The following is an 18,342-nucleotide window of genomic DNA, read 5'->3' on the forward strand; positions in this document are numbered from 1 at the left end:
AAGACCCCGGCCCCGGGGCTACTCGGTCCGCGGGATCTCGCTGATGGACGGGCTGCGCCGGGCTCCGGGTTGCACGTGGAACCGCCGGCCGGTGACCTCCGCGGGGACGATGGTCACGTAGTGCGTCTTGTCGCCCGCCTGCCACGGGAAAATGGGCAGCTCCACGGTTTCAAGAATGTCTTCAACCGTCCGCGGCCGGTCCGTCGTGCCTTTGGCCACGGCGCTCCATGCCCGATTGGTGTCCGGATCGAACCCGTCCACTTCGAAAACCACCCGGCCGGCCGACAGCGCACCGTCGAGTTTGGTGCCTTCAGCGGTACGGAACACGATGGTTCCGCTGTTCACCGCGTAGTTGACGGGAAAGATTTCGGGATCCCCATCGATGAGCACGCCAAGCCTGCCCACCTCGGCGCTGCGGAATGCCTCCCAGCATTCGTCCGGGGAAAGGTGCTGGATTCCATACCGTGTGTCGTCGGCCGTCATGGGCCCAGTGTAGGCATACAGTGCGCCGGCCGGGCAGGGGCAAGTTGGGAAAACCGTGGAAGACGGCCAACCTTGGCCGGACCTCCCGCAGTTTCAGGTTGTTTCCTAGCGGCAGAAAGTGCGGCTCCACCTCGACCGCAGGCCGGCCAACGTCACCGGGCCGGCAGCCTGTTGCTGCTTCGCCACGCCCAGGACCACATTCTCCACCCGCTGAAGCTCGCCTTCCTTGGCTCCCAGCACGATGACCCATCCGGCAAAGAATGGGATGGCCCACTGCAGCATCTTCAGCTGTTTTTGCGCCTTCGCCAGTTCCTCCGATGATTCCGGCCCTGGCTCGGTGGCACCCGCTGCGCCTTCCTGGGACAACTTGTCGACTTTCTGCCCGACCAGCCCCGCGTACAGGGTCACCGCCGCTCCAATGACGGTGACGATGCTCTTGTACACGGTCAGCCGCATGACACCGTGCTGTTTCCCCAAGCGGTCCGCGTTGCCCAAGGTGAGCGGTACCCCGGACGCGAGGTGGGCCGCGAAGGCCGCAGTCTGCACGGGGGCCCATTTCTTCCAGCCGAGGCTGGACAGGCGGGTCCGTTCCTTCGGGTCGTGGGCCTGTGCGGTGGCGCCGTTGAGGCCCACGACACCCATCAGGCCGCTGCCAAACCATGCCCCGGCAGTCAGATCGTGGACGGATCGTGCGATGAGATTTCCTGACATTGTCATCTCCTGCATGTTGGGACTGTCCAACCTAGTCCCACCGGCGGCATTACGGAAGGCGTCGGGAGCAATCGCGGGGCCGGATCAGCGGCGGTGCTGTTTGGCCCCGGATTTGCCCTTTCCCCGGCCTGGTTTTGCCGCTTTGCCCCTGCCGTTATTGCCTTGCTGGCCCGCTTTGCTCTTGCGGTCCGCCTTTTCGGCTTTGCCCTCCTTGCTTTTCGGCTCGGCCGGGGCAGGCATCGCCGGCTGCACCGGTGCCACCGGCGGATTCTGGGTTGCCGGCACCACCGGGGCGGCCGGTACCGGCGACGCCACAGGGGAGGGGGAAGCAGCCTGCAGGGACGCGTTCAGGTCGGCCCGCAGCCGGTCCACCGCTGTGTCGATGCTCTGATAGCGCGGAAACGATACCTCGCCCTGCCCGGCCGCGCGGTCCAGCTCCTCAGCGAGCCCGTCCAAGGCCTTGAGCGCGGCCCGGTAGTCGCCGCCGGCGGCGGCCGTGCGGATCGCCGCGGCGCGGGACTGCAGGGCGGCGGCAGCGGAATCGGCCAGCTCGGGCTGCGGCACCGAACAGGCGGTCAGGAGGCCGAGCATGAGCATGGCCGCAGCGGCGCGCTGCCCGCCAGGTCTGGTCACGGGACGAGGCTCCGTTCGAGATCGCGCAGGTGGACTTCCAGATCTCCGGTCAGGGCCGGCGACGGCTGCGGCACGGACGGCTCGCCCCGTCCGGTTCCCGGCAGGAGCAGGAGGATAAGCAACGCTGCGGCGGCGGGCAGCAGCAGCGCGGGGACCAGCCACCGGGCATATCTGCGGAAGGGCCCCGGCCGGCCGGGCGGCGCGGGCACGGCCATGGTGTCCGTCGTCGGTTCGCACGTTGCCTCCCGGGCCAGGTCGCGGAGGCTGGCCAGCGCGGCTGCCGCTTCGGCGGCAGCGGGCCGGTCCGCCGGTTCCATCCGGGTCATGGCCTGGATCAGTCCCACCCACTGTGGGCCGAAGGCCGGCGGTACCGTCGGGGACCGATGCAGCCGGGCCACGGCGGACTCGACCGAGCTGCCGGGGAATTCGACCCGTCCGGTGAGGCACTCGAGCAGGACCAGGCCGAGTGAATAGACGTCGCTGGCGGTTCCCAAGGCCTCGCCCTTGGCTTGCTCGGGGCTCAAGTAGGTGGCGGTGCCGATGGTCTTGCCGGTGGCCGTCAGCCGGGTTCCTTCGATCACCCGGGCAATGCCGAAGTCCATGAGCTTGGCCGCCGGCTCACCGGCGCGGTCGGCCGTCAGCGCGATATTCGCGGGTTTGATGTCGCGGTGGATTACGCCGTGCTGGTGGACGTACGCCAGCGCCTCGGCCAGCTGGTTTCCGATCCGGGCCACGTCGGCGGCCGGCAGCGGCCCCTGGCGCAGCCGGCGGCGCAGGTCCGATCCGCCGGCCAGCTCCATCACCGCGAAGGTGCGGGACTCCCCGGCCGGCGAGACGTCCGCCCCGGCGTCGTAAAGGGCCACCAGGCCCGGGTGGTCGAAGGCGGCCAGCAGCTGGATCTCGGCCTGCTGCCGCCGCAGCTCATCGGGCTCGGTAATCTCCGGATGGAAGATCTTGACGGCAACGTCCCGGCCCAGTACTTCGTCCTGGCCTTGGTAGACGGCGGCCGAACCGCCGCGGCCGATCAGCTCCTGGAGCCGGTAACGGCCGCCGATGAGCGTGGGTAGCGCCAGTGCCGAAAATCCTTCTCCCACGGCCACGCTCCTTCCTCGGAAGGAGCCTCCCCCTCCGGCCAGCTCCCAATAATGAAGCACCCTTATGAAAAGATATACAGCAAATCCGCCGGCGGAACCGTCACCCTGCGGCCCGCGGTCTGCTGCCGGCCAGCCGGCCGGTGGTCGGGCGGTACACGCCACGGCCCCGCGCAGCCGGGTGGCTGCGCGGGGCCGCGGCGGGAATGTTTCCCGTGGAACCTGTTGCTGGCAGGGTTACGCGATGACTCCGTCCACCAGCGCCTTCGCCTCGGCCTGGACCTGCTTGAGGTGCTCCTCGCCGCGGAAGGACTCGGCGTAGATCTTGTACACGTCCTCGGTGCCGGACGGACGGGCGGCGAACCAGGCGTTTTCCGTGGTCACCTTCAGCCCGCCGATCGGCGCGCCGTTGCCCGGGGCCTCGGTGAGCTTGGCGGTGATCGGCTCGCCGGCCAGTTCGGTGGCGGTGACATCCGCGGCGGATAGCTTGCCGAGGGCGGCCTTCTGCTCGCGCGTGGCCGCGGCGTCGATCCGGGCGTACGACGGCGCACCGAACTTCGCGGTCAGCTCGCCGTAGAGCTCCGACGGCGACTTGCCGGTGACGGCCTTGATCTCCGAGGCCAGCAGCGCCAGCAGGATGCCGTCCTTGTCCGTGGACCAGGGCTTGCCGTCGCGCCGGACGAAGGATGCGCCGGCGGATTCCTCGCCGCCGAAGACGCCCTCGCCGGAGAGCAGGCCCGGCACGAACCATTTGAAGCCCACCGGGACCTCCACCAGCTGCCGGCCCAGGTCCGCGGCCACCCGGTCGATGATCGAGGAGGAGACCAGCGTCTTGCCCACGGAGGCATTGCCCGGCCACTGCGGGCGGTGGGTGTAGAGGTACTGGATCGCCACGGCCAGGTAGTGGTTGGGGTTCATCAGCCCAGCATCCGGTGTGACGATCCCGTGCCGGTCCGCGTCGGCGTCGTTCCCGGTGGCGATTTCGAACTCGGCCGAGCGGCCGATCAGCGAGGCCATGGCGTAGGGCGAGGAGCAGTCCATCCGGATCTTCTCATCCCAGTCCAGCGTCATGAAGGCCCACTGCGGGTCCACCGTGGAATTGACCACCGTCAGGTCCAGGTTGTGCCGGTCCGCGATCGCGCTCCAGTAGTCCACCGAGGCCCCGCCCATCGGGTCGGCGCCGATCCGCACGTTCGCGTTGCGGATGGCGTCCAGGTCCAGCACCAGCGGCAGGTCGTCCACGTAGTTGCTCAAAAAGTCGTAGGAGCCGATGGCGTCGGAGAACTGGGCCTGCGCCAGGGGCATGCGCCTGACCCCGCGCAGTCCGTTCTCGAGCAGCTCGTTGGCGCGGTTGGCGATCCAGCCGGTCGCGTCCGAATCCGCCGGACCGCCATGCGGCGGGTTGTACTTGAAGCCGCCATCCTGCGGCGGATTGTGGGACGGGGTGACCACAATGCCGTCGCCCTGGGCGTCCGGGTGCGCGGCATTGTGCTTGAGGATGGCATGGCTGACCCCCGGCGTCGGCGTCCAGCCGGTGCGGGCATCCACCCAGACGGTCACGCCGTTGGCCGCAAGCACCTCCAGCGCGGTGTTCTGCGCCGGATCGGAGAGGGCGTGGGTGTCCTTGCCGAGGAAGAGCGGCCCGGCGATGCCCTGGCCGGCCCGGTACTCCACGATGGCCTGGGTGATCGCGGCGATATGGTCCTCGTTGAACGAACCGTTCAGGCTGGTGCCGCGGTGGCCGGAGGTGCCGAAGGCTACCCGCTGGGCGGGGTCGGACAGGTCCGGCTTGACGTCGAAGTACGCGTCCAGTAGGGCCGTCAGGTTAACAAGGTCGCTCGGAAGGGCCAGGGTGCCCGCACGGTTTGCCATGGCTCCAGCATGCCAAAGTTGCCGCCGGTCCGGGGATGATTACCGGGAATTTCCTTCCGGTTACGACGACGGCGTCGGCCGACCGGGCTGCCACGACGGGACACGGGTGCCGGCCGGAGACGCGGCGTGTGCCCGCCGACATTAACGTTTCATCACAGGTGGTCCGCCAGGGGTCCTGCGGGCGGCGCCGTGGACCGGGCCGCGGCCTAGACTGAAGGCAGGCACTCAGCCGGAAAATCAGCGAAGGGAGCAGCAGATGGCAGGCACGGAGCAGGGGAACACCCCGCCGTTCAACGACCCGAAGAATCCGGGCTGGTACACGGATCCGTACGCGAAGAAGCCGGAGCAGCCGGTGCCGCCGTCGAATCCGGACATTCCGCCGGCTCCCTACGGCCAGCAGCCGGGCCCCTTTGGCCAGCAGCCGGGCCCCTTTGGTCAGCAGCCGGGCGTACAGCAGGCCCCGGGCTACGGAAGCTACGGCGGCCCCGGCTACGCCCAGCCCTACTTCGCCCCCGTCCCGCCGGCGCCGAAGGGCCTGAGCATCACCGCGCTGGTCTGCGGCATTGTCTCGGTGCTGACGGCCGGGCTGTTCTTCATCCCGCAGGTCCTGGCCATTGTCTTTGGCCATCTGGCCCTGCGCCGCGAGCCGGGAGGGCGGACCATGGCAATGGCCGGCCTGATCATGGGCTACATCGTGGCCGGGATCTGGATGGTGCTGTTGTTCTTCGTTTCCGTCGGCGCGATGGTGGGCGGCACTGCGCCCTGACGGGAGGGCTTAACCGGCGGCGCCGGGCAGGAAAGACACCTGCCCGGCGCCGCCGTCGTCACGGGTCAGCGGATGCCGCCCATCAGCTTCTTCAGCGACGGCACGGTGGCAGCCAGCGCCGCGCCCAGCACAATCGCGGTGATGCCGATGAAGCCGAAGTACGGGACCTCGTTCTCGGGACTGTAGTACCCGGCGAGGATGCCGGCCAGGGTGGTGCCCAGCGAGATGGACAGCAGGTACAGCGCCACCATCTGGGTCTGGAAGGCCTTCGGCGCCAGCTTGGTGGAGACCGAGCTGCCGGTGGGGGAGAGGAACAGTTCCGCCATGGTGAACAGGAACAGGATGCCGACCATGGCCAGCAGCGGGGTGCTGGCCGGGCCGCCGCCGGAGAGCGGGATGAAGGCCAGGAACGCCAGACCCATCACGGCCAGGCCGAGGGCGAACTTCAGCGGCGAGCTGGGCTGCTTCGGCCCGAGCTTGGTCCACAGCGCGGCGAAGACGCCGGCGAAAACGATGATGAACACCGGATTGATGGACTGGACCCAGCTCGGCGGCATTTCCCAGCCGAGGAAGTGCCGGTCCAGCTGGTGGTCCGAGTACAGCGCGACCACGGTGAACTGCTGCTGGAACAGGGCCCAGAAGGCGGCCGAGGCGATGAACAGCGGGATGAACGCGAACACCCGCTTGCGCTCAAGGCCGGTGACCCGCCGGCTGGAGAGGATGACGGCGAAGTACGCGACGGCCGCGATGATGGCCAGCCAGGCCATGATCGGGGCCAGGTTCTCGGCGGTGACCAGGCCGAACGCGACGGCCAGCACGATGACGACGAGGGCGGCGATGGCCACGGCGGCCACCGTGCGGTACCGGTGGCGCGGCAGCGGGTTGGCCACGTGGTGCGCGGTGTCGGGTAGGTTCCTGCGGGTCAGCGCGTACTGGACCAGGCCGATGGCCATGCCGATGGCGGCCAGGCCGAAGCCATAGTGGAAGCCGAGCTTGACCTGGGCCAGGCCGGTGAGCAGCGGGCCGAACAGGGCGCCGATGTTCACGCCCATGTAGAAGATGGAGAAGCCGGCGTCGCGGCGGTCGTCCTTTTCCCCGTAGAGGGAGCCGACCAGCGAGCTGGCGGTGGCCTTGAGCCCGCCCGAGCCCAGCGCGATCAGGACCAGCCCGATGGCCAGGCCCGCCGCGCCCGGGATCACGGCCAGGGCGATGTGGCCGCACATGATCATGATGGCGGTGTAGAAGAGGACCTTCTCGGCGCCGAGCAGCCGGTCGGCGACCCAGGCACCCAGGATGCTGGAAAGGTACACCCCGCCGCCGTAGGCGCCTACCAGTCCGGTGGCGACGGCCTCGCTGATGCCGAGGCCGCCCTCGGTAGCGGTGTAGTACATGTAGTAGAGCAGGATGCCCTGCATGCCGTAGAAGGAGAAGCGCTCCCAGAGTTCTACGGAGAAGAGGTTGGCCAGCATCCGGGGGTGGCCGAAGAAGGTTTTTTGCGCCTGCTGTGCGCCGGTGGGCGGCTTCAGCACGGGTTCTGAGGATTGGCTCATTCGTTCAATTTTGCCACCGTGATACATGTCATGTCATATTCTTGGTTGCCCGGGGCAATGCATGGTAGGGGTTTCGCCTAGTCAGTGCCGGGTTTCCAAGGCGGTGTCCGCCCGGCCGAAACCGGCCCCCGGCGGGTCAGCGCACGGCCTCCAGCTGGGCGGCCACGGCCAGCAGCTGTGCCTCGGCGCGCGGCCGGCCGATCAGCTGGATGCCCATGGACAGCCCCGCCGCGGTGGTGTGCACCGGCACCACCACGGCGGGCAGCCCGCAGACATTGACCATCGAGCTGTACGGCGAGTACTGGCACTGGCGCATGTAGTCCACCTCGGGGTCCTGCGCGGTGTACCAGCCCACCGGGCGCGGGGTCTGGGCCAGGGCCGGGGTGAGGACCAAATCGTAGCCGGAGTACTGGGCACGGGTGTCCTCGGCGAACCTCGCCAGCACCGCCAGGGCCCCGGCCACGGCGGCGGCCGGCCGCTGCTGGGCCCGGCGGCGCAGCGCGCGGGTGAGCGGCATCAGCTGCGCCTCCCGGCCGGCGGGAATCCGCAGGTTCGCCAGGGCGGACGTCCAGGCCGTGCCGAAGGCCTGCGCGTAGCGGTTGTCGTAGCGGAAGGCCGTGTCGACGACGTCGTGCCCCAATCCGGTAAGCAGCCGGATGCCCTCATCCAGGGCGGTCTGCGCCTCCGGGTCCAGCCGCAGCGGATAGGCGGCGGCGAACGGCGAGACGGTGCTGACGCCGATCCGGAACCTGCCCGCGGCCTGCAGGGCGGCGGCGAGGAAGCCGGGTTCGCCGGGAAAGGCGGCCCGGGCCAGCGGCTCGTCCACCATCGCATCCAGCAGCAGCCCGGCGTCCGCGGCGGTCCGGGCGAGCGGCCCGGCGACCACCAAGGCGGCGGCGTCCTCCCGCGCCGTGCCGGCAGGAACCCGGCCCCGGCCCGGTTTCAGGCCCAGGAGCCCGGTGGCCGCCGCCGGGATCCGGATCGAGCCGCCGCCGTCGGTCCCGGGGGCGAACGGCAGCATCCCGGCCGCCACGGCGGCGGCACTGCCGCCGGAGGAGCCCCCGGGGCTGAGTGCGGTATCCAGTGGGTTGCGCGCCGGGGCGGCGACGCGGTTCTCGCTGTAGGAGGTCAGGCCGAACTCGGGCACCTGGGTCTTGCCGAGGCTGACCGCCCCGGCGTCCTGCAGGACCTGAACCAGCGTGTGGCTGAAGCGGGCCGGGATATGGTCCAGCGCCAGGCTGCCGTGCGTGGTTGCCACCCCGGCGACGTCGGTCAGGTCCTTGAACGCCAGCGGCAGCCCGTGCAGCCGGGGCAGCGCGCGCCCGTGGGCCTGACGGTCGTCGGCCACGCGGGCCTGCGCCAGGGCCAGCTCGGCGGTCACGGCCACGAAGGCGCCGAGCCGGGGATTGAGCTGCTCGATCCGGGCCAAGTAGTGCTCGGTGAGCTCGAGCGCGCCCACCTCGCCGCGGCGGAGCGCATCGCGCTGCTGCAGCGCGGTCAGTTCGTGCGGTTCGGTCATTGCCAGCCATGGCCTCCGGTTATTTTCGGACTTTCCATGCTACGGCGATATCGCAGGTATGGATGCGTGCCCGTCCGTACCTGCACCGCCGGCACAAAAGCGGCTCCGGAACCCTGCCACGGGTTCCGGAGCCGCCGTGCCTGAGCCGCGTCAGACGGTCTGCGGCCTCATGCCGTTCGTGGACTCGGACCCGTCCTCCGGCCGGTCCCCGGGCGGTTCCTCGTCCGTGTACTGCGGGACGAGCGCCAGGCAGATCAGGCTGAGCACGCACATGCCGATCAGCAGCAGGACCGCGGACCAGATGGTGCCGGTGGCCTGGAAGAGCAGCGTGGAGACCAGCGGCGAGAGCCCGCCGAACACGGCGCCGGCCACCTGATAGGACAGCGAGATGCTGGTGTAGCGGGCCTGCGGGCGGAACATCTGCGACAGGACGGCGGCGATCGGCCCGTAGGTGGCGGCCATGGCCAGGCGCATCAGCCCGAAGATCAGGAAGATCGCCAGCCCGGATCCGCTGGAGAGCAGGAAGAACTGCGGTGCGGCCAGCAGCGCCACCAGCACGAGCCCGGCGGCCACCACGGCGCGCCGCCCCACCTTGTCCCCGAGCCAGGCAATGGCCAGGGTCGCGATCAGTTCGACGATCGCGGCCACGCTCAGCGCGTTCAGCACCGTCGTCTCCGACAGGCCCACCGACGGGTCGGTGGCATAGGCGGTGGCGAAGGTGGTCACCAGGTAGTAGCCGCCGACGGCGACCGGCAGCACCCCGATGCCCAGCAGGATCGTCTTCCAGTTCCTCGTGATGGCGTAGCCGATCGGGACCTGCGTGGCGGGTCCCTGCCGGGTGGATTCCTGCTGGAAGACCGGTGATTCCTCGACCTTGAGCCGGACGACGAGTCCGACGATGATCAGGATCGCGGAGGCGAGGAACGGCACCCGCCAGGCCCAGGCTTCCAGGGCGCCTGCACCGAAGGTGGACAGCCAGGCGAACAGCGCGGTGGCCAGCAGTGCCCCGGCGGAGTTGCCCAGTTGGGCAAAGCCGCCGTAGAAGGTCTTGCGGTCCGCCGGCGCGCTCTCGACGGCCATCAGGACCGCGCCGCCCCACTCACCGCCCACGGCGATGCCCTGGATGAACCGCAGCAGGACGAGCATCACCGGCGCCCAGGCGCCGATCTGGGCGTAGCTGGGGAGCAGGCCGATCACGAAGGTCGCCCCGCCCATCATCAGCAGGGTGATCACCAGTGCGGAGCGGCGTCCGAAGCGGTCCCCCACGTGCCCGAAGATGATCCCGCCCACCGGCCGGGCGAAGAAGCCGACGGCGTAGGTGGCAAACGCCGCGGCGATACCGGTGAGTCGGTCCTCGCTGGCGGGGAAGAACACGGTGCCGAACACCAGGCTGGCCGCCGTGGCATAGACATAGAAGTCGTACCACTCGATGGTGGTGCCCACAAAGGCGGCAAGGCCGGCCTTGCGGGCCTTCTTGAGCTGCATTTCTTGTGTCATGACGGGTTCCTTAGTGTACGGCGTTCACGGCAGCCGGGACGGAGGCATTGAGGTACTGGCGCGCGCCGTCCACCCAAGTCTGCAGCACCGGGATTCCGGCGATGGCCTCGGGGTCGACGCCGAGCGGGTCCGCGCCAAGGACCACGAAGTCCGCGCGCTTGCCCTCGCTGATACTGCCCAGCTCATCTTCGAGCCCCAGCACCCGTGCCCCGTTGAGGGTGTGCGCGGCGAGGGCTTCTTCGGCGGTGATGCGCAGGGTGTCAGCCCCGAGCCGGTGCCCGCGCCGGGTGATCCGGGTGACGGCGGCCTGGATGGCCTCCAGCGGTTTCGGGTCGGCCACCGGTGCATCCGAACTGATGGTAACCGCAAGCCCGGTGTCGCGGAATTCGCCCAGCGGGTTGAAGCGCTCCCCGGGGGTGCCGATCGCGTCGGTGACTCCCTCGCCCCAGTTGTAATAGTGCTGCGGCTGGTTCACCGGGTAGACGCCGAGGCGGGCCATGCGGGCGATCTGCTCCGGGGTGGGCAGGCCGCAGTGCTCGATCCGGTGCCGGGCATCCGCATCCGGATGCTGCTTCTGGGCGGCCTCGATGGCGTCCAGCACCATTTCGATGGCGTCCGGGGACTGGGCATGGGTGGCCGTCTGCAGCCCGGCGGCGTGCGCCTTGGCGATCAACGCCGCGTAGTCGGCCGGCTCGTGGTAGAGCTGCCCGGTGCGGCAGGGATCGCCCACGTAGCCGTCCGGGAAGTAGGCGGTCCAGCCGCCCAGGGTCCCGTCCGCGTAGAACTTGAAGCCGGCGAAGCTCAGGTGGGCGTTGCCGAACTGACCGTGCAGGCCCATCACCAGGGCCTCGTCCAGCAGGTGCGAGAGCAGGTACATGCTCACCCGGGTCTTCAGCTCGTCCCGCTCGGCCAGGCGCAGGTACATGTCGAACTCGCGCTTGGAGACCTGGCAGTCGCCGATCGTGGTCACCCCGCCCTCGAGAAACTTCTGCTGTGCGGTGCGCAGCTGGCGCAGGTGCTCCTCCGGCTCGTCCGCCAGGTGGAAGTTCGGCCCGTGGTGGCCCACCTTGACGCCGTCGACCCCGGTGAGGATGTTGCAGGCGGCGTCCGAGAGTTCGCCGGTCAGTTCGCCGTCGGCGTCGCGGAAGAACTCCCCGCCGGCCGGGTTCGGGGTGTCCCGGGTGACCCCGTGCAGTTCGAACGTGTAGGAGTTGACCACGCCGCCGTGGCCGGAGGCGTTCATCAGGTACACCTCGCGGTCGGTGGCCACCTGGTCCAGCTCCTCCTTGCGCGGGTGCCGGGCCTCGGCCAGGTTGCGCTGCTCGTAGCCGAAGCCACGCACCGGCTGGCCCGCCGGCGTCGTCTCCGCCGCGGCGCGGAGCAGTTCGATGATTTCCGGGATGCTGCCGGCCTTGTCCGGACCGCAGTCCACCCAGCTCATCATCTGCCCGTACATCAGCGGGTGCGCGTGCGGGTCGATGAACCCGGGCACGACGACGGCGCCGTCGAGGTCCACGACGTCGCAGGGTCTGCTGCTCAGCTCCGCGGCCCGGGCGCGGCAGTGCTCGAGCGTGCCGACCGAGGCAATCCGGGAGCCGTAGGTGAGGAACGCTTCGGCCGTCGGGCGGCCGGCCTCGACGGTGTGCAGCGTGGCGCCGACGAAGAGCGTCGGGGTGGCGTCCAGGACGGACGCTTCGAGATGGTTCAGCTTGCGCACGGTGATGCTCTATTCCTGTCATCCGTTGGTGGGTGACCTGAGTCACCAGGGAACGATGTGACGACAGTAGGTCCGGCCGGAGCTGGAATCAAACAGAAAAGTCGCCAAATAGTATCCTTGGATGATGTTTTGCGTAGTTATGTACGCATTATGGAACCAAGGAGCGCATGACCGACAAATTTGGCGACTTATCTGACTATTGCCATGCGCCGAAAATTTTTCGTAACGAATCCGCGGAAGAGGCGGAAAGGGAGCCGTGAATGACGCGCATCGACGACAGGATCTACAGCCTGCTCCAAGAGGATGGGCGCCTGAGCTACAGCGAACTCGCCCAGTGCGCCGGAGCTTCCCGCGCCGCCGTCACGGCCAGGCTTGACGGCCTGCTGGCCAGCGGCGACCTGCGCGTCGTCGCCGCGGCCCATCCCCAGTTCCTGGGGCTGCACGCGTTCGCGCACCTGTCCATCCAGACGGCAGGACCCGCCGAACCCGTCATCGGCCAGCTGTGCCGGATGCAGGGAATCGTCTTCGTCTCGGCCACCAGCGGTGCCCACGACATCGTTGTCGAAGCCCGCCTGCCGAACCAGGCCGAGCTCTACGCAGTGGTCGCCAAGGTGCGGGACCTGCCCGATGTGCTGACCGTGAACACGCTCAGCTACGTCGACGTGGTCCGCGGCATCTTTATGCCCCGCCAGGCACTGCCCGAGGGGCTGCGCATCGACCAGTCCGACCTGAAGCTCATGCGGCTGCTGCAGGAGGACGGACGCATGAGCTACCGCGAATTGGCTGGCCGCGTCGGCCTGTCACCCAGCGCCGCGCGGACCCGAGTCAACGCCCTTGTCGCCCAGTCGGTGATCCGCATCGGAGCCGCGCGCAGGCGCCAGGGCGGCGACGGAGCCGTCGCCGCCGGCGTCGGAATCAATGTCGCGGGCGAGGGCACCGAGGTGATCGGCCGGTTCGGGCAGTTGGCCGGCATCGAGTTCCTCGCCCGCACCATCGGACGCTTCGATTTCGTCGCCACCGTGGCCGCGGACTCTGGGGCGGGCCTGCGCCGCGCCATCGAGCACATCAAGGGTTCGGCGGACGTCCGCAAGGTTGAAAGCTGGGTGCACCTGGAGGTTTTCCGGGAACACTACGAATGGCCGATGCCGGAGGTCCGGTAGGAAGGCGGCAGCCCGCTAGCCGAGGAAGCGGGCTTCGATCGGCTCCTCCAGGGCCACCGCCTCCGGGCCGTCCCCGGCATGGACCGTCACGCGCCAGGCCTGCTTGCCCTCCACCTCGGTGACCGCCTCGACCAGGTCGGTGCCCCGGTAGACCAGGCCGACGCCGTCGTCGGTGCAGTGCGTTTCGCCCAGGGTGCCGGCCGCCACCAGTTTCTGCACCAGCGGCCGGCGCTGCGGCTCCGAATCGTAGTGCACGCCGTTGTCGTACGGCAGCAGGGCCAGGCCGTTGGTGACCGCGTGCAGCTCCGGCCCGAAGGAGTCGGTAGTGCCGCCGCGGAACCAGCAGATGGAGCCGGCCGAGACCCCGGCCAGCACCACGCCTGCCTCCCAGACGCGGCGGAAGATGGCATCCAGCCCGTGCACCCGCCACACCGCCAGCAGGTTCGCCACCGAGCCGCCGTTGACCCACACCACGTCCTGCTCCAGCAGGTGCCCCTCCATATTGGCGATGTTGGGCATGCTGAACAGGTTCAGGTGCGCCAGGTCGAATCCGGCCACCCGGGCGGCATCGCTGAGGTCGCTGTTGGCGGCCCGCTGGTCCCCGCCGGCGGTGCCCAGATGGGTGATCCGCGGGGCCCGGCCGGTGACGCCGGAGAGTTCGACGGCGTGGTGGACCAGATGGTTGAATTCCAGCCTGGTCCGGCGGCCTGGCTTGTAGCCACCGGAGGTGGCCAGGATGGTGGGCTGATCGGCGGCCATGGATGTCCTCGGTCATTCATTAAGGTGCACGGGTGATCCCACTATAGGCTGGAGTTGGCGGCGCGGTGCCAGTGGTGCCGGCCGCCCCAGTTGATTGCGCAGTTGCTATTCGGAGGTTCCATGAGCGGCATCGAGAACGTGGGCGTGGACAGGATCGGCCCCGGGGCCACGGTCCTGGATGTCCGCGAGGATTATGAATGGGAGGCCGGGCACATCGACGGTGCCGTGCACATTCCCCTGGACCAGCTGCCCGACCGGCTCGAGGAGCTGGATCCGGACGAGGACCTGTACGTGATCTGCCGGACCGGCGGACGCTCCTACCGGGCCACGGCCTGGCTGGTGGGCCACGGCTACTCGGCGATGAATGTCGCCGGCGGCATGGATGCCTGGCAGGAAGCCGGCCGGGACATGGTTGCCGACAGCGGCAAGCAGCCGACGGTGCTGTAGCCGATGGCTACCATCTATACCTATCTGGGCCCGGAGGGGACCTTCACTGAGGCCGCCCTGCTGCAGGTGGCGGATGCCGTCCAGTCCGTGCGGATTCCGGCCGCCAATGTGAACATCGCGCTGGAGAAGGTCCGCACCGGCGAGGCGGATGCGGCCATGGTGCCGATCGAGAATTCGGTCGAAGGCGGGGTCAGCGCCACGCTGGACGCCATTGCCACCGGCGAGCCGCTGGGCATCATCGGCGAGAAGCTGGTGCCGATCCGCTTCGTGCTGGTCGCCAAGCTGGGGCTGTTGCTGGAGGACATCAAGTCGGTGTCCACCCACTCGCACGCCTGGGCGCAGTGCAAGCAGTGGAGCGACAGGAATATTCCGCACGCGGAATACCTGCCCGGCTCCTCGACGGCCGCCGCGGCGGTGGGCCTGCTGGCCGACAACTGCCCGTACGATGCGGCCATTTGCTCCCCGCTGGTGGCCGAGCAGCGCGGGCTGACCGTGCTGGCAGACGACATCGGCGACGTTGCCGACGCCGTGACGCGCTTTATCCTGGTCAGCAAGCCCGGAGCGTTGCCGGCGCCGACCGGATCGGACAAGACCACCCTGGTGGTCCCGCTGCCGGAGGACCACCCGGGCGCCCTGATGGAGATCCTGGAGCAGTTTGCCACCCGCGGAGTGAACCTGAGCCGGATCGAGTCCCGGCCCACCGGCCAGTACCTGGGTGACTACTTCTTCAGCATCGACGTCGACGGCCACCTGGCCGAGGAGCGGGTGGCGGACGCGGTGCGCGGGCTGCACCGGATCAGCCCGCAACTGCGTTTCCTGGGGTCGTACCCGCGGGCGGACCGCCGTGGCTATTCGGTGCCGCGGCACCATCAGGACAAAGCATTCCGCGAGGCGTATACGTGGGTCGAGGGGATCCTGAAGGGCACCTGATGCCGCGACTGCGCCGCAGCGACTGTACTGGCCCGGGCTACACCCGCGCGCCGTCGACAGGTTCATGGACGGGGAGACCGTGCCGCCAGGCTCCGGCGGAGTGTCCGAATCCGCGGTCCGGTAGTTCCTTGCCGCGTGAGCGGAAGGTGGCCGGCCGGTTTCCGCAGCGGCAGGTGATAAGTAAGCTGATGGTTGTCCATGATGCGAAGCTCACCGAAAGCTTTAAGGAAAGGCGGGGCCATGACTGAAAAGATCGATCCGGACGCAGGCGAGGGATCGGGCCGCTACGGGGACGACAGCAGGCACGACGACGCCTTCGAGGAGGCTCTGACCCAGACCGCCCGGGAGGAGCGCGTCGGGGATGCCGGAGACCTGGCCAACGACCTGCGCCTGGCCGAGGAGCAGGAGCTGATCCAGGAGCAGTCCCACGGCAGGTTTCCCACCGACGAGGGCGGCCGCTACCGCGAGGAAGGCGCCGAGACCATCGGCCTGGCCGGGGCTGCCGCCTCCCTCGACGTCGCGGACGAGGAACTGGCCGGCACTGTCGAGGCGGACGCCAGCGACGACCAGTACCACGCCGGCGACGAGCAGTAAGGCAGCGCGGGCACGGGAGGATCCTGCGCTCAGTCGCTGAACGAGTTGGCGCCGGGGTTGTCCCGCAGGGCCAGCGGGTCCACACGGACGGACAGCGACGCCGGCTGCACCTGCACGGTCAACGCGGTGACCAGCCCGGACAGGTCCCCGTCCAGTTGGGTGTTCATGGGCTCCGGTGCGGTGATCCGGATCTTCCGGGCCCGGATGTAGTCGATCACCGGGATCGGGGCGCGGTGCTTGAGCACGGTCTTCGCACCGATCCAGAGCCAGCCGAAAACGCTGCGCGGGCTGAGCACCACGATGTCCAGTTCGCCGTCGTCCACCAGGGCGTCGGGCACGAAATGGATGCCGGCGGGCATCCGCCCGCAGTTGGCGAACAGGACGCTGCGGATCCGGCGGTGCTCGGCCGGGCCGTCGTCCAGGCTGATCACGACCCGCTGGCGCTTGCCCGGCAGGTGCCGGACCCCGGCCTCGGAATAGGCCATCCAGCCGATCCGCTTCTTCAGCTCGTCCCGGGTGGCCGCGAGCACTTCGGCGTCCAGGCCGATGCCTGCCATGACCAGGAAGGTGTCGTGCGTGACCGTGCCGGTGTGCCGGTTCTCCAGTGTGATGGTCGCCGTGTCGATGCGCCGGGCCTCGCCGTGGAGCGCGGTGTGGATGCTGGTGTCCAGATCGTTCGGGTCCATGCCCAGGTTCCGGGCCAGCAGGTTTCCGGTGCCCAGCGGCACCAGCCCCACGGGCACCTCCCCGCCGGCCAGTTCCGAGGCCACCACCCGCAAGGTGCCGTCCCCGCCGCCGGCGAGCACGACGTCGGCCCCGGCGGCCAGGGCACGCCGGGTCTGCGAGTGGCCCGGGTCCTCCAGTGTGGTTTCCAGCACCAGCAGGTCGTCCCAGCCCGCCTCGGCACAGGCGGCGGCAATCTTGCGCCGCGCGGTTTCGGCGTCGTTCTTGATCGGGTTGAGCACCAGGGCCACGCGCTGGATGCCGGCACTGCGCGGCGGCGGCAGGGTCCCGGTCTGCTCCGGGCGCGGTCGGGGAATACGGCGGACACTGAGCCAGCTCAAGAGCACCGCCGCCGCCACGATTGCGACAGCCAGGCCAACCACCCACTGAGTGTCCATAATGGTCCTTAGAATATCCGCACTCCGTCCGGCCCCCGGCCGAACCCGTTTGCCGTTGCGATTTTTGTATAGCGTCCAACGGCCTCCCGTCTGCTCGCTCCGCTCGCAGCGGGTCCCTCGGCCGTTAGACTTGGCTGGTGATCGATGTAAATGAACTCCGCGCCAATCCCGAGATTTTCCGTGCGTCCCAGCGGTCCCGGGGGGCGGACGAGTCCCTGATCGACTCGGTGGTTGCCGCGGACACCGCCCGCCGCGACGCGATCAACCGCTACGAATCCCTGCGCGCCGAACAGAACGCCTTCGGCAAGAAGGTGGCCCAGGCCAAGGGCGACGAGAAGCAGGCGCTGCTGGCCGAGGTCAAGGAGCTTGCCGTCAAGGTCAAGGCCGCGCAGGCCGCCTCCGACGCGGCCCAGGCGGAGCAGGACGCGCTGCTGCGCAGCATCCCGAACCTGATCGTGGAGGGCGTGCCGGCGGGCGGCGAGGAGGACTTCTCCGTCGTCAAGACCGTGGGCAAGCCGCGGGACTTCGGCCCGGACGGATTCGAGCCGCGCGACCACCTGGCCATAGGCGAGCTGATCGGCGCCGTGGACATGGAGCGCGGTGCCAAGGTCTCCGGCTCCCGCTTCTACTTCCTCAAGGGGGTTGGGGCCCGGCTGGAGATCGCGCTGATGAACATGGCGCTGGACCAGGCCGTGGCCAACGGCTTCGTGCCGATGATCACCCCCACGCTGGTGCGGCCGGAGACCATGCAGGGCACCGGCTTCGACGTGGCGCACGACGACGAGATCTACCGGCTCGAGCGGGACAACCTGTACCTGACCGGCACCTCGGAGGTGGCGCTGGCCGGCTATCACGCGGACGAGATCCTGGACCTGTCCGGCGGCCCGATGCGTTACGCCGGCTGGAGCTCCTGCTACCGCCGCGAGGCCGGGGCGGCGGGCAAGGACACCCGCGGCATTATCCGGGTGCACCAGTTCAACAAGCTGGAAATGTTCATCTACTGCTCTGTGGAGGAAGCCGCCGCCGAACACGAGCGGCTGCTGTCCTGGGAAGAGGAGATGCTGGCCAAGGTCGAGCTGCCCTACCGGGTGATCGACACCGCGGCCGGGGATCTAGGCATGAGCGCGGCCCGCAAGTTCGACTGCGAGGCCTGGGTGCCCACGCAGAACGCCTACCGCGAGCTGACTTCGACGTCGAACTGCACCACGTTCCAGGCCCGCCGGCTCAATATCCGCGAACGCCAGTTCGGCCCGGAGGGAGAGAAGCAGGGCACCCGGGCGGTGGCCACGCTGAACGGGACGCTGGCCACCACGCGCTGGATCGTGGCCATCCTGGAGCACCACCAGAATGCCGACGGCTCGGTCACCGTCCCCGCGGCGCTGCGCCCGTACCTAGGCGGCCTGGAAGTCCTCCCCGTCCTCTAACCCACCCCACCCCACCCTTCCGATCGACTCGACAGATAGCGCCCTGAAAAGGGCGCTAAGTGGCAAGT

Annotated in this window: 17 protein-coding genes; 6 read left to right on the forward strand and 11 right to left on the reverse strand. The window is 69.1% G+C overall.

Annotated elements, in window-relative coordinates; translation table 11 throughout:
• Window positions 1-18 precede the first annotated feature (18 nt).
• The 5 genes from LVY72_RS20170 to pgm all read right to left on the reverse strand — a co-directional run bounded on the left by LVY72_RS20170 (window position 19) and on the right by pgm (window position 4,790).
• The gene (locus LVY72_RS20170; protein ID WP_237825862.1) at window positions 19-483 is read right to left on the reverse strand and encodes a pyridoxamine 5'-phosphate oxidase family protein; all 465 of its coding nucleotides are present in this window, start codon (window positions 481-483) and stop codon (window positions 19-21) included.
• A gap of 105 nt (window positions 484-588) precedes the next feature.
• A complete protein-coding gene (locus LVY72_RS20175; RefSeq protein WP_237825863.1) occupies window positions 589-1,194 on the reverse strand; it encodes a hypothetical protein in 606 nt (201 codons plus the stop codon).
• 84 nt (window positions 1,195-1,278) lie between these two features.
• Entirely contained in the window at window positions 1,279-1,827 is a 549-nt protein-coding gene (locus LVY72_RS20180) for a hypothetical protein (RefSeq protein WP_237825864.1), read from the reverse strand.
• Complete coding sequence (locus tag LVY72_RS20185; protein WP_237825866.1) at window positions 1,824-2,921, reverse strand: serine/threonine-protein kinase; 1,098 nt, start codon at window positions 2,919-2,921, stop codon at window positions 1,824-1,826. The genes LVY72_RS20180 and LVY72_RS20185 overlap by 4 nt, the downstream gene beginning before the upstream one ends.
• Before the next feature lie 234 nt (window positions 2,922-3,155).
• A complete protein-coding gene (pgm, locus tag LVY72_RS20190; RefSeq protein WP_237825869.1) occupies window positions 3,156-4,790 on the reverse strand; it encodes a phosphoglucomutase (alpha-D-glucose-1,6-bisphosphate-dependent) in 1,635 nt (544 codons plus the stop codon).
• 256 nt (window positions 4,791-5,046) lie between these two features.
• On the opposite strand from pgm, the gene LVY72_RS20195 reads away from it, so the two are divergent.
• A complete protein-coding gene (locus LVY72_RS20195; protein WP_237825870.1) occupies window positions 5,047-5,556 on the forward strand; it encodes a DUF4190 domain-containing protein in 510 nt (169 codons plus the stop codon).
• Window positions 5,557-5,621: 65 nt separating this feature from the next.
• On the opposite strand, the gene LVY72_RS20200 is transcribed toward LVY72_RS20195, so the two are convergent.
• From LVY72_RS20200 to LVY72_RS20215, 4 genes are all read right to left on the reverse strand, one after another.
• Window positions 5,622-7,106, reverse strand: a complete 1,485-nt coding sequence (locus LVY72_RS20200; protein WP_237825872.1) for a peptide MFS transporter — start codon at window positions 7,104-7,106, stop codon at window positions 5,622-5,624.
• A gap of 136 nt (window positions 7,107-7,242) precedes the next feature.
• A complete protein-coding gene (locus tag LVY72_RS20205; RefSeq protein WP_237825874.1) occupies window positions 7,243-8,625 on the reverse strand; it encodes an amidase in 1,383 nt (460 codons plus the stop codon).
• A 150-nt stretch (window positions 8,626-8,775) separates the two neighbouring features.
• Window positions 8,776-10,122: an MFS transporter gene (locus tag LVY72_RS20210; RefSeq protein ID WP_237825875.1), complete on the reverse strand. Its 1,347-nt coding sequence runs from the start codon at window positions 10,120-10,122 to the stop codon at window positions 8,776-8,778.
• A 10-nt stretch (window positions 10,123-10,132) separates the two neighbouring features.
• Complete coding sequence (locus tag LVY72_RS20215; RefSeq protein WP_237825876.1) at window positions 10,133-11,839, reverse strand: amidohydrolase; 1,707 nt, start codon at window positions 11,837-11,839, stop codon at window positions 10,133-10,135.
• Window positions 11,840-12,099: 260 nt separating this feature from the next.
• On the opposite strand from LVY72_RS20215, the gene LVY72_RS20220 reads away from it, so the two are divergent.
• Window positions 12,100-12,999, forward strand: coding sequence for an Lrp/AsnC family transcriptional regulator (locus tag LVY72_RS20220; protein ID WP_237825877.1), 900 nt, complete (start codon window positions 12,100-12,102; stop codon window positions 12,997-12,999).
• A 15-nt stretch (window positions 13,000-13,014) separates the two neighbouring features.
• Here the strand turns inward: LVY72_RS20220 and LVY72_RS20225 are convergent, their stop codons facing one another.
• On the reverse strand, window positions 13,015-13,758 hold the full coding sequence (locus LVY72_RS20225) for a Type 1 glutamine amidotransferase-like domain-containing protein (RefSeq protein ID WP_237825878.1): 744 nt from the start codon (window positions 13,756-13,758) through the stop codon (window positions 13,015-13,017).
• Window positions 13,759-13,878: 120 nt separating this feature from the next.
• On the opposite strand from LVY72_RS20225, the gene LVY72_RS20230 reads away from it, so the two are divergent.
• The 3 genes from LVY72_RS20230 to LVY72_RS20240 all read left to right on the forward strand — a co-directional run bounded on the left by LVY72_RS20230 (window position 13,879) and on the right by LVY72_RS20240 (window position 15,729).
• A complete protein-coding gene (locus LVY72_RS20230) occupies window positions 13,879-14,205 on the forward strand; it encodes a rhodanese-like domain-containing protein (protein WP_237825879.1) in 327 nt (108 codons plus the stop codon).
• A gap of 3 nt (window positions 14,206-14,208) precedes the next feature.
• Window positions 14,209-15,135: a prephenate dehydratase gene (pheA, locus tag LVY72_RS20235; protein WP_237825882.1), complete on the forward strand. Its 927-nt coding sequence runs from the start codon at window positions 14,209-14,211 to the stop codon at window positions 15,133-15,135.
• A 240-nt stretch (window positions 15,136-15,375) separates the two neighbouring features.
• Window positions 15,376-15,729, forward strand: a complete 354-nt coding sequence (locus tag LVY72_RS20240; RefSeq protein WP_237825883.1) for a hypothetical protein — start codon at window positions 15,376-15,378, stop codon at window positions 15,727-15,729.
• Between the two features lie 29 nt (window positions 15,730-15,758).
• Here LVY72_RS20240 and LVY72_RS20245 read toward each other — a convergent pair whose 3' ends face one another.
• Complete coding sequence (locus LVY72_RS20245; protein WP_237825884.1) at window positions 15,759-16,850, reverse strand: diacylglycerol/lipid kinase family protein; 1,092 nt, start codon at window positions 16,848-16,850, stop codon at window positions 15,759-15,761.
• Between the two features lie 137 nt (window positions 16,851-16,987).
• On the opposite strand from LVY72_RS20245, the gene serS reads away from it, so the two are divergent.
• The gene (serS, locus tag LVY72_RS20250) at window positions 16,988-18,274 is read left to right on the forward strand and encodes a serine--tRNA ligase (protein ID WP_237825886.1); all 1,287 of its coding nucleotides are present in this window, start codon (window positions 16,988-16,990) and stop codon (window positions 18,272-18,274) included.
• The last annotated feature ends 68 nt before the right edge of the window (window positions 18,275-18,342 follow it).

This window comes from Arthrobacter hankyongi (genome assembly GCF_022012395.1).
GTDB classification, from domain to species: domain Bacteria; phylum Actinomycetota; class Actinomycetes; order Actinomycetales; family Micrococcaceae; genus Crystallibacter; species Crystallibacter hankyongi.

What these genes read in the sequence shown, in the direction of transcription:
- LVY72_RS20170 (WP_237825862.1), bottom strand. Translation starts at nt 483, where the DNA reads ATGACGGCCGACGACACACGGTATGGAATCCAGCACCTTTCCCCGGAC.
- LVY72_RS20175 (WP_237825863.1), bottom strand. Translation starts at nt 1,194, where the DNA reads ATGTCAGGAAATCTCATCGCACGATCCGTCCACGATCTGACTGCCGGG.
- pgm (WP_237825869.1), bottom strand. Translation starts at nt 4,790, where the DNA reads ATGGCAAACCGTGCGGGCACCCTGGCCCTTCCGAGCGACCTTGTTAAC.
- LVY72_RS20195 (WP_237825870.1), top strand. Translation starts at nt 5,047, where the DNA reads ATGGCAGGCACGGAGCAGGGGAACACCCCGCCGTTCAACGACCCGAAG.
- LVY72_RS20200 (WP_237825872.1), bottom strand. Translation starts at nt 7,106, where the DNA reads ATGAGCCAATCCTCAGAACCCGTGCTGAAGCCGCCCACCGGCGCACAG.
- LVY72_RS20205 (WP_237825874.1), bottom strand. Translation starts at nt 8,625, where the DNA reads ATGACCGAACCGCACGAACTGACCGCGCTGCAGCAGCGCGATGCGCTC.
- LVY72_RS20210 (WP_237825875.1), bottom strand. Translation starts at nt 10,122, where the DNA reads ATGACACAAGAAATGCAGCTCAAGAAGGCCCGCAAGGCCGGCCTTGCC.
- LVY72_RS20220 (WP_237825877.1), top strand. Translation starts at nt 12,100, where the DNA reads ATGACGCGCATCGACGACAGGATCTACAGCCTGCTCCAAGAGGATGGG.
- LVY72_RS20225 (WP_237825878.1), bottom strand. Translation starts at nt 13,758, where the DNA reads ATGGCCGCCGATCAGCCCACCATCCTGGCCACCTCCGGTGGCTACAAG.
- LVY72_RS20230 (WP_237825879.1), top strand. Translation starts at nt 13,879, where the DNA reads ATGAGCGGCATCGAGAACGTGGGCGTGGACAGGATCGGCCCCGGGGCC.
- pheA (WP_237825882.1), top strand. Translation starts at nt 14,209, where the DNA reads ATGGCTACCATCTATACCTATCTGGGCCCGGAGGGGACCTTCACTGAG.
- LVY72_RS20240 (WP_237825883.1), top strand. Translation starts at nt 15,376, where the DNA reads ATGACTGAAAAGATCGATCCGGACGCAGGCGAGGGATCGGGCCGCTAC.
- LVY72_RS20245 (WP_237825884.1), bottom strand. Translation starts at nt 16,850, where the DNA reads ATGGACACTCAGTGGGTGGTTGGCCTGGCTGTCGCAATCGTGGCGGCG.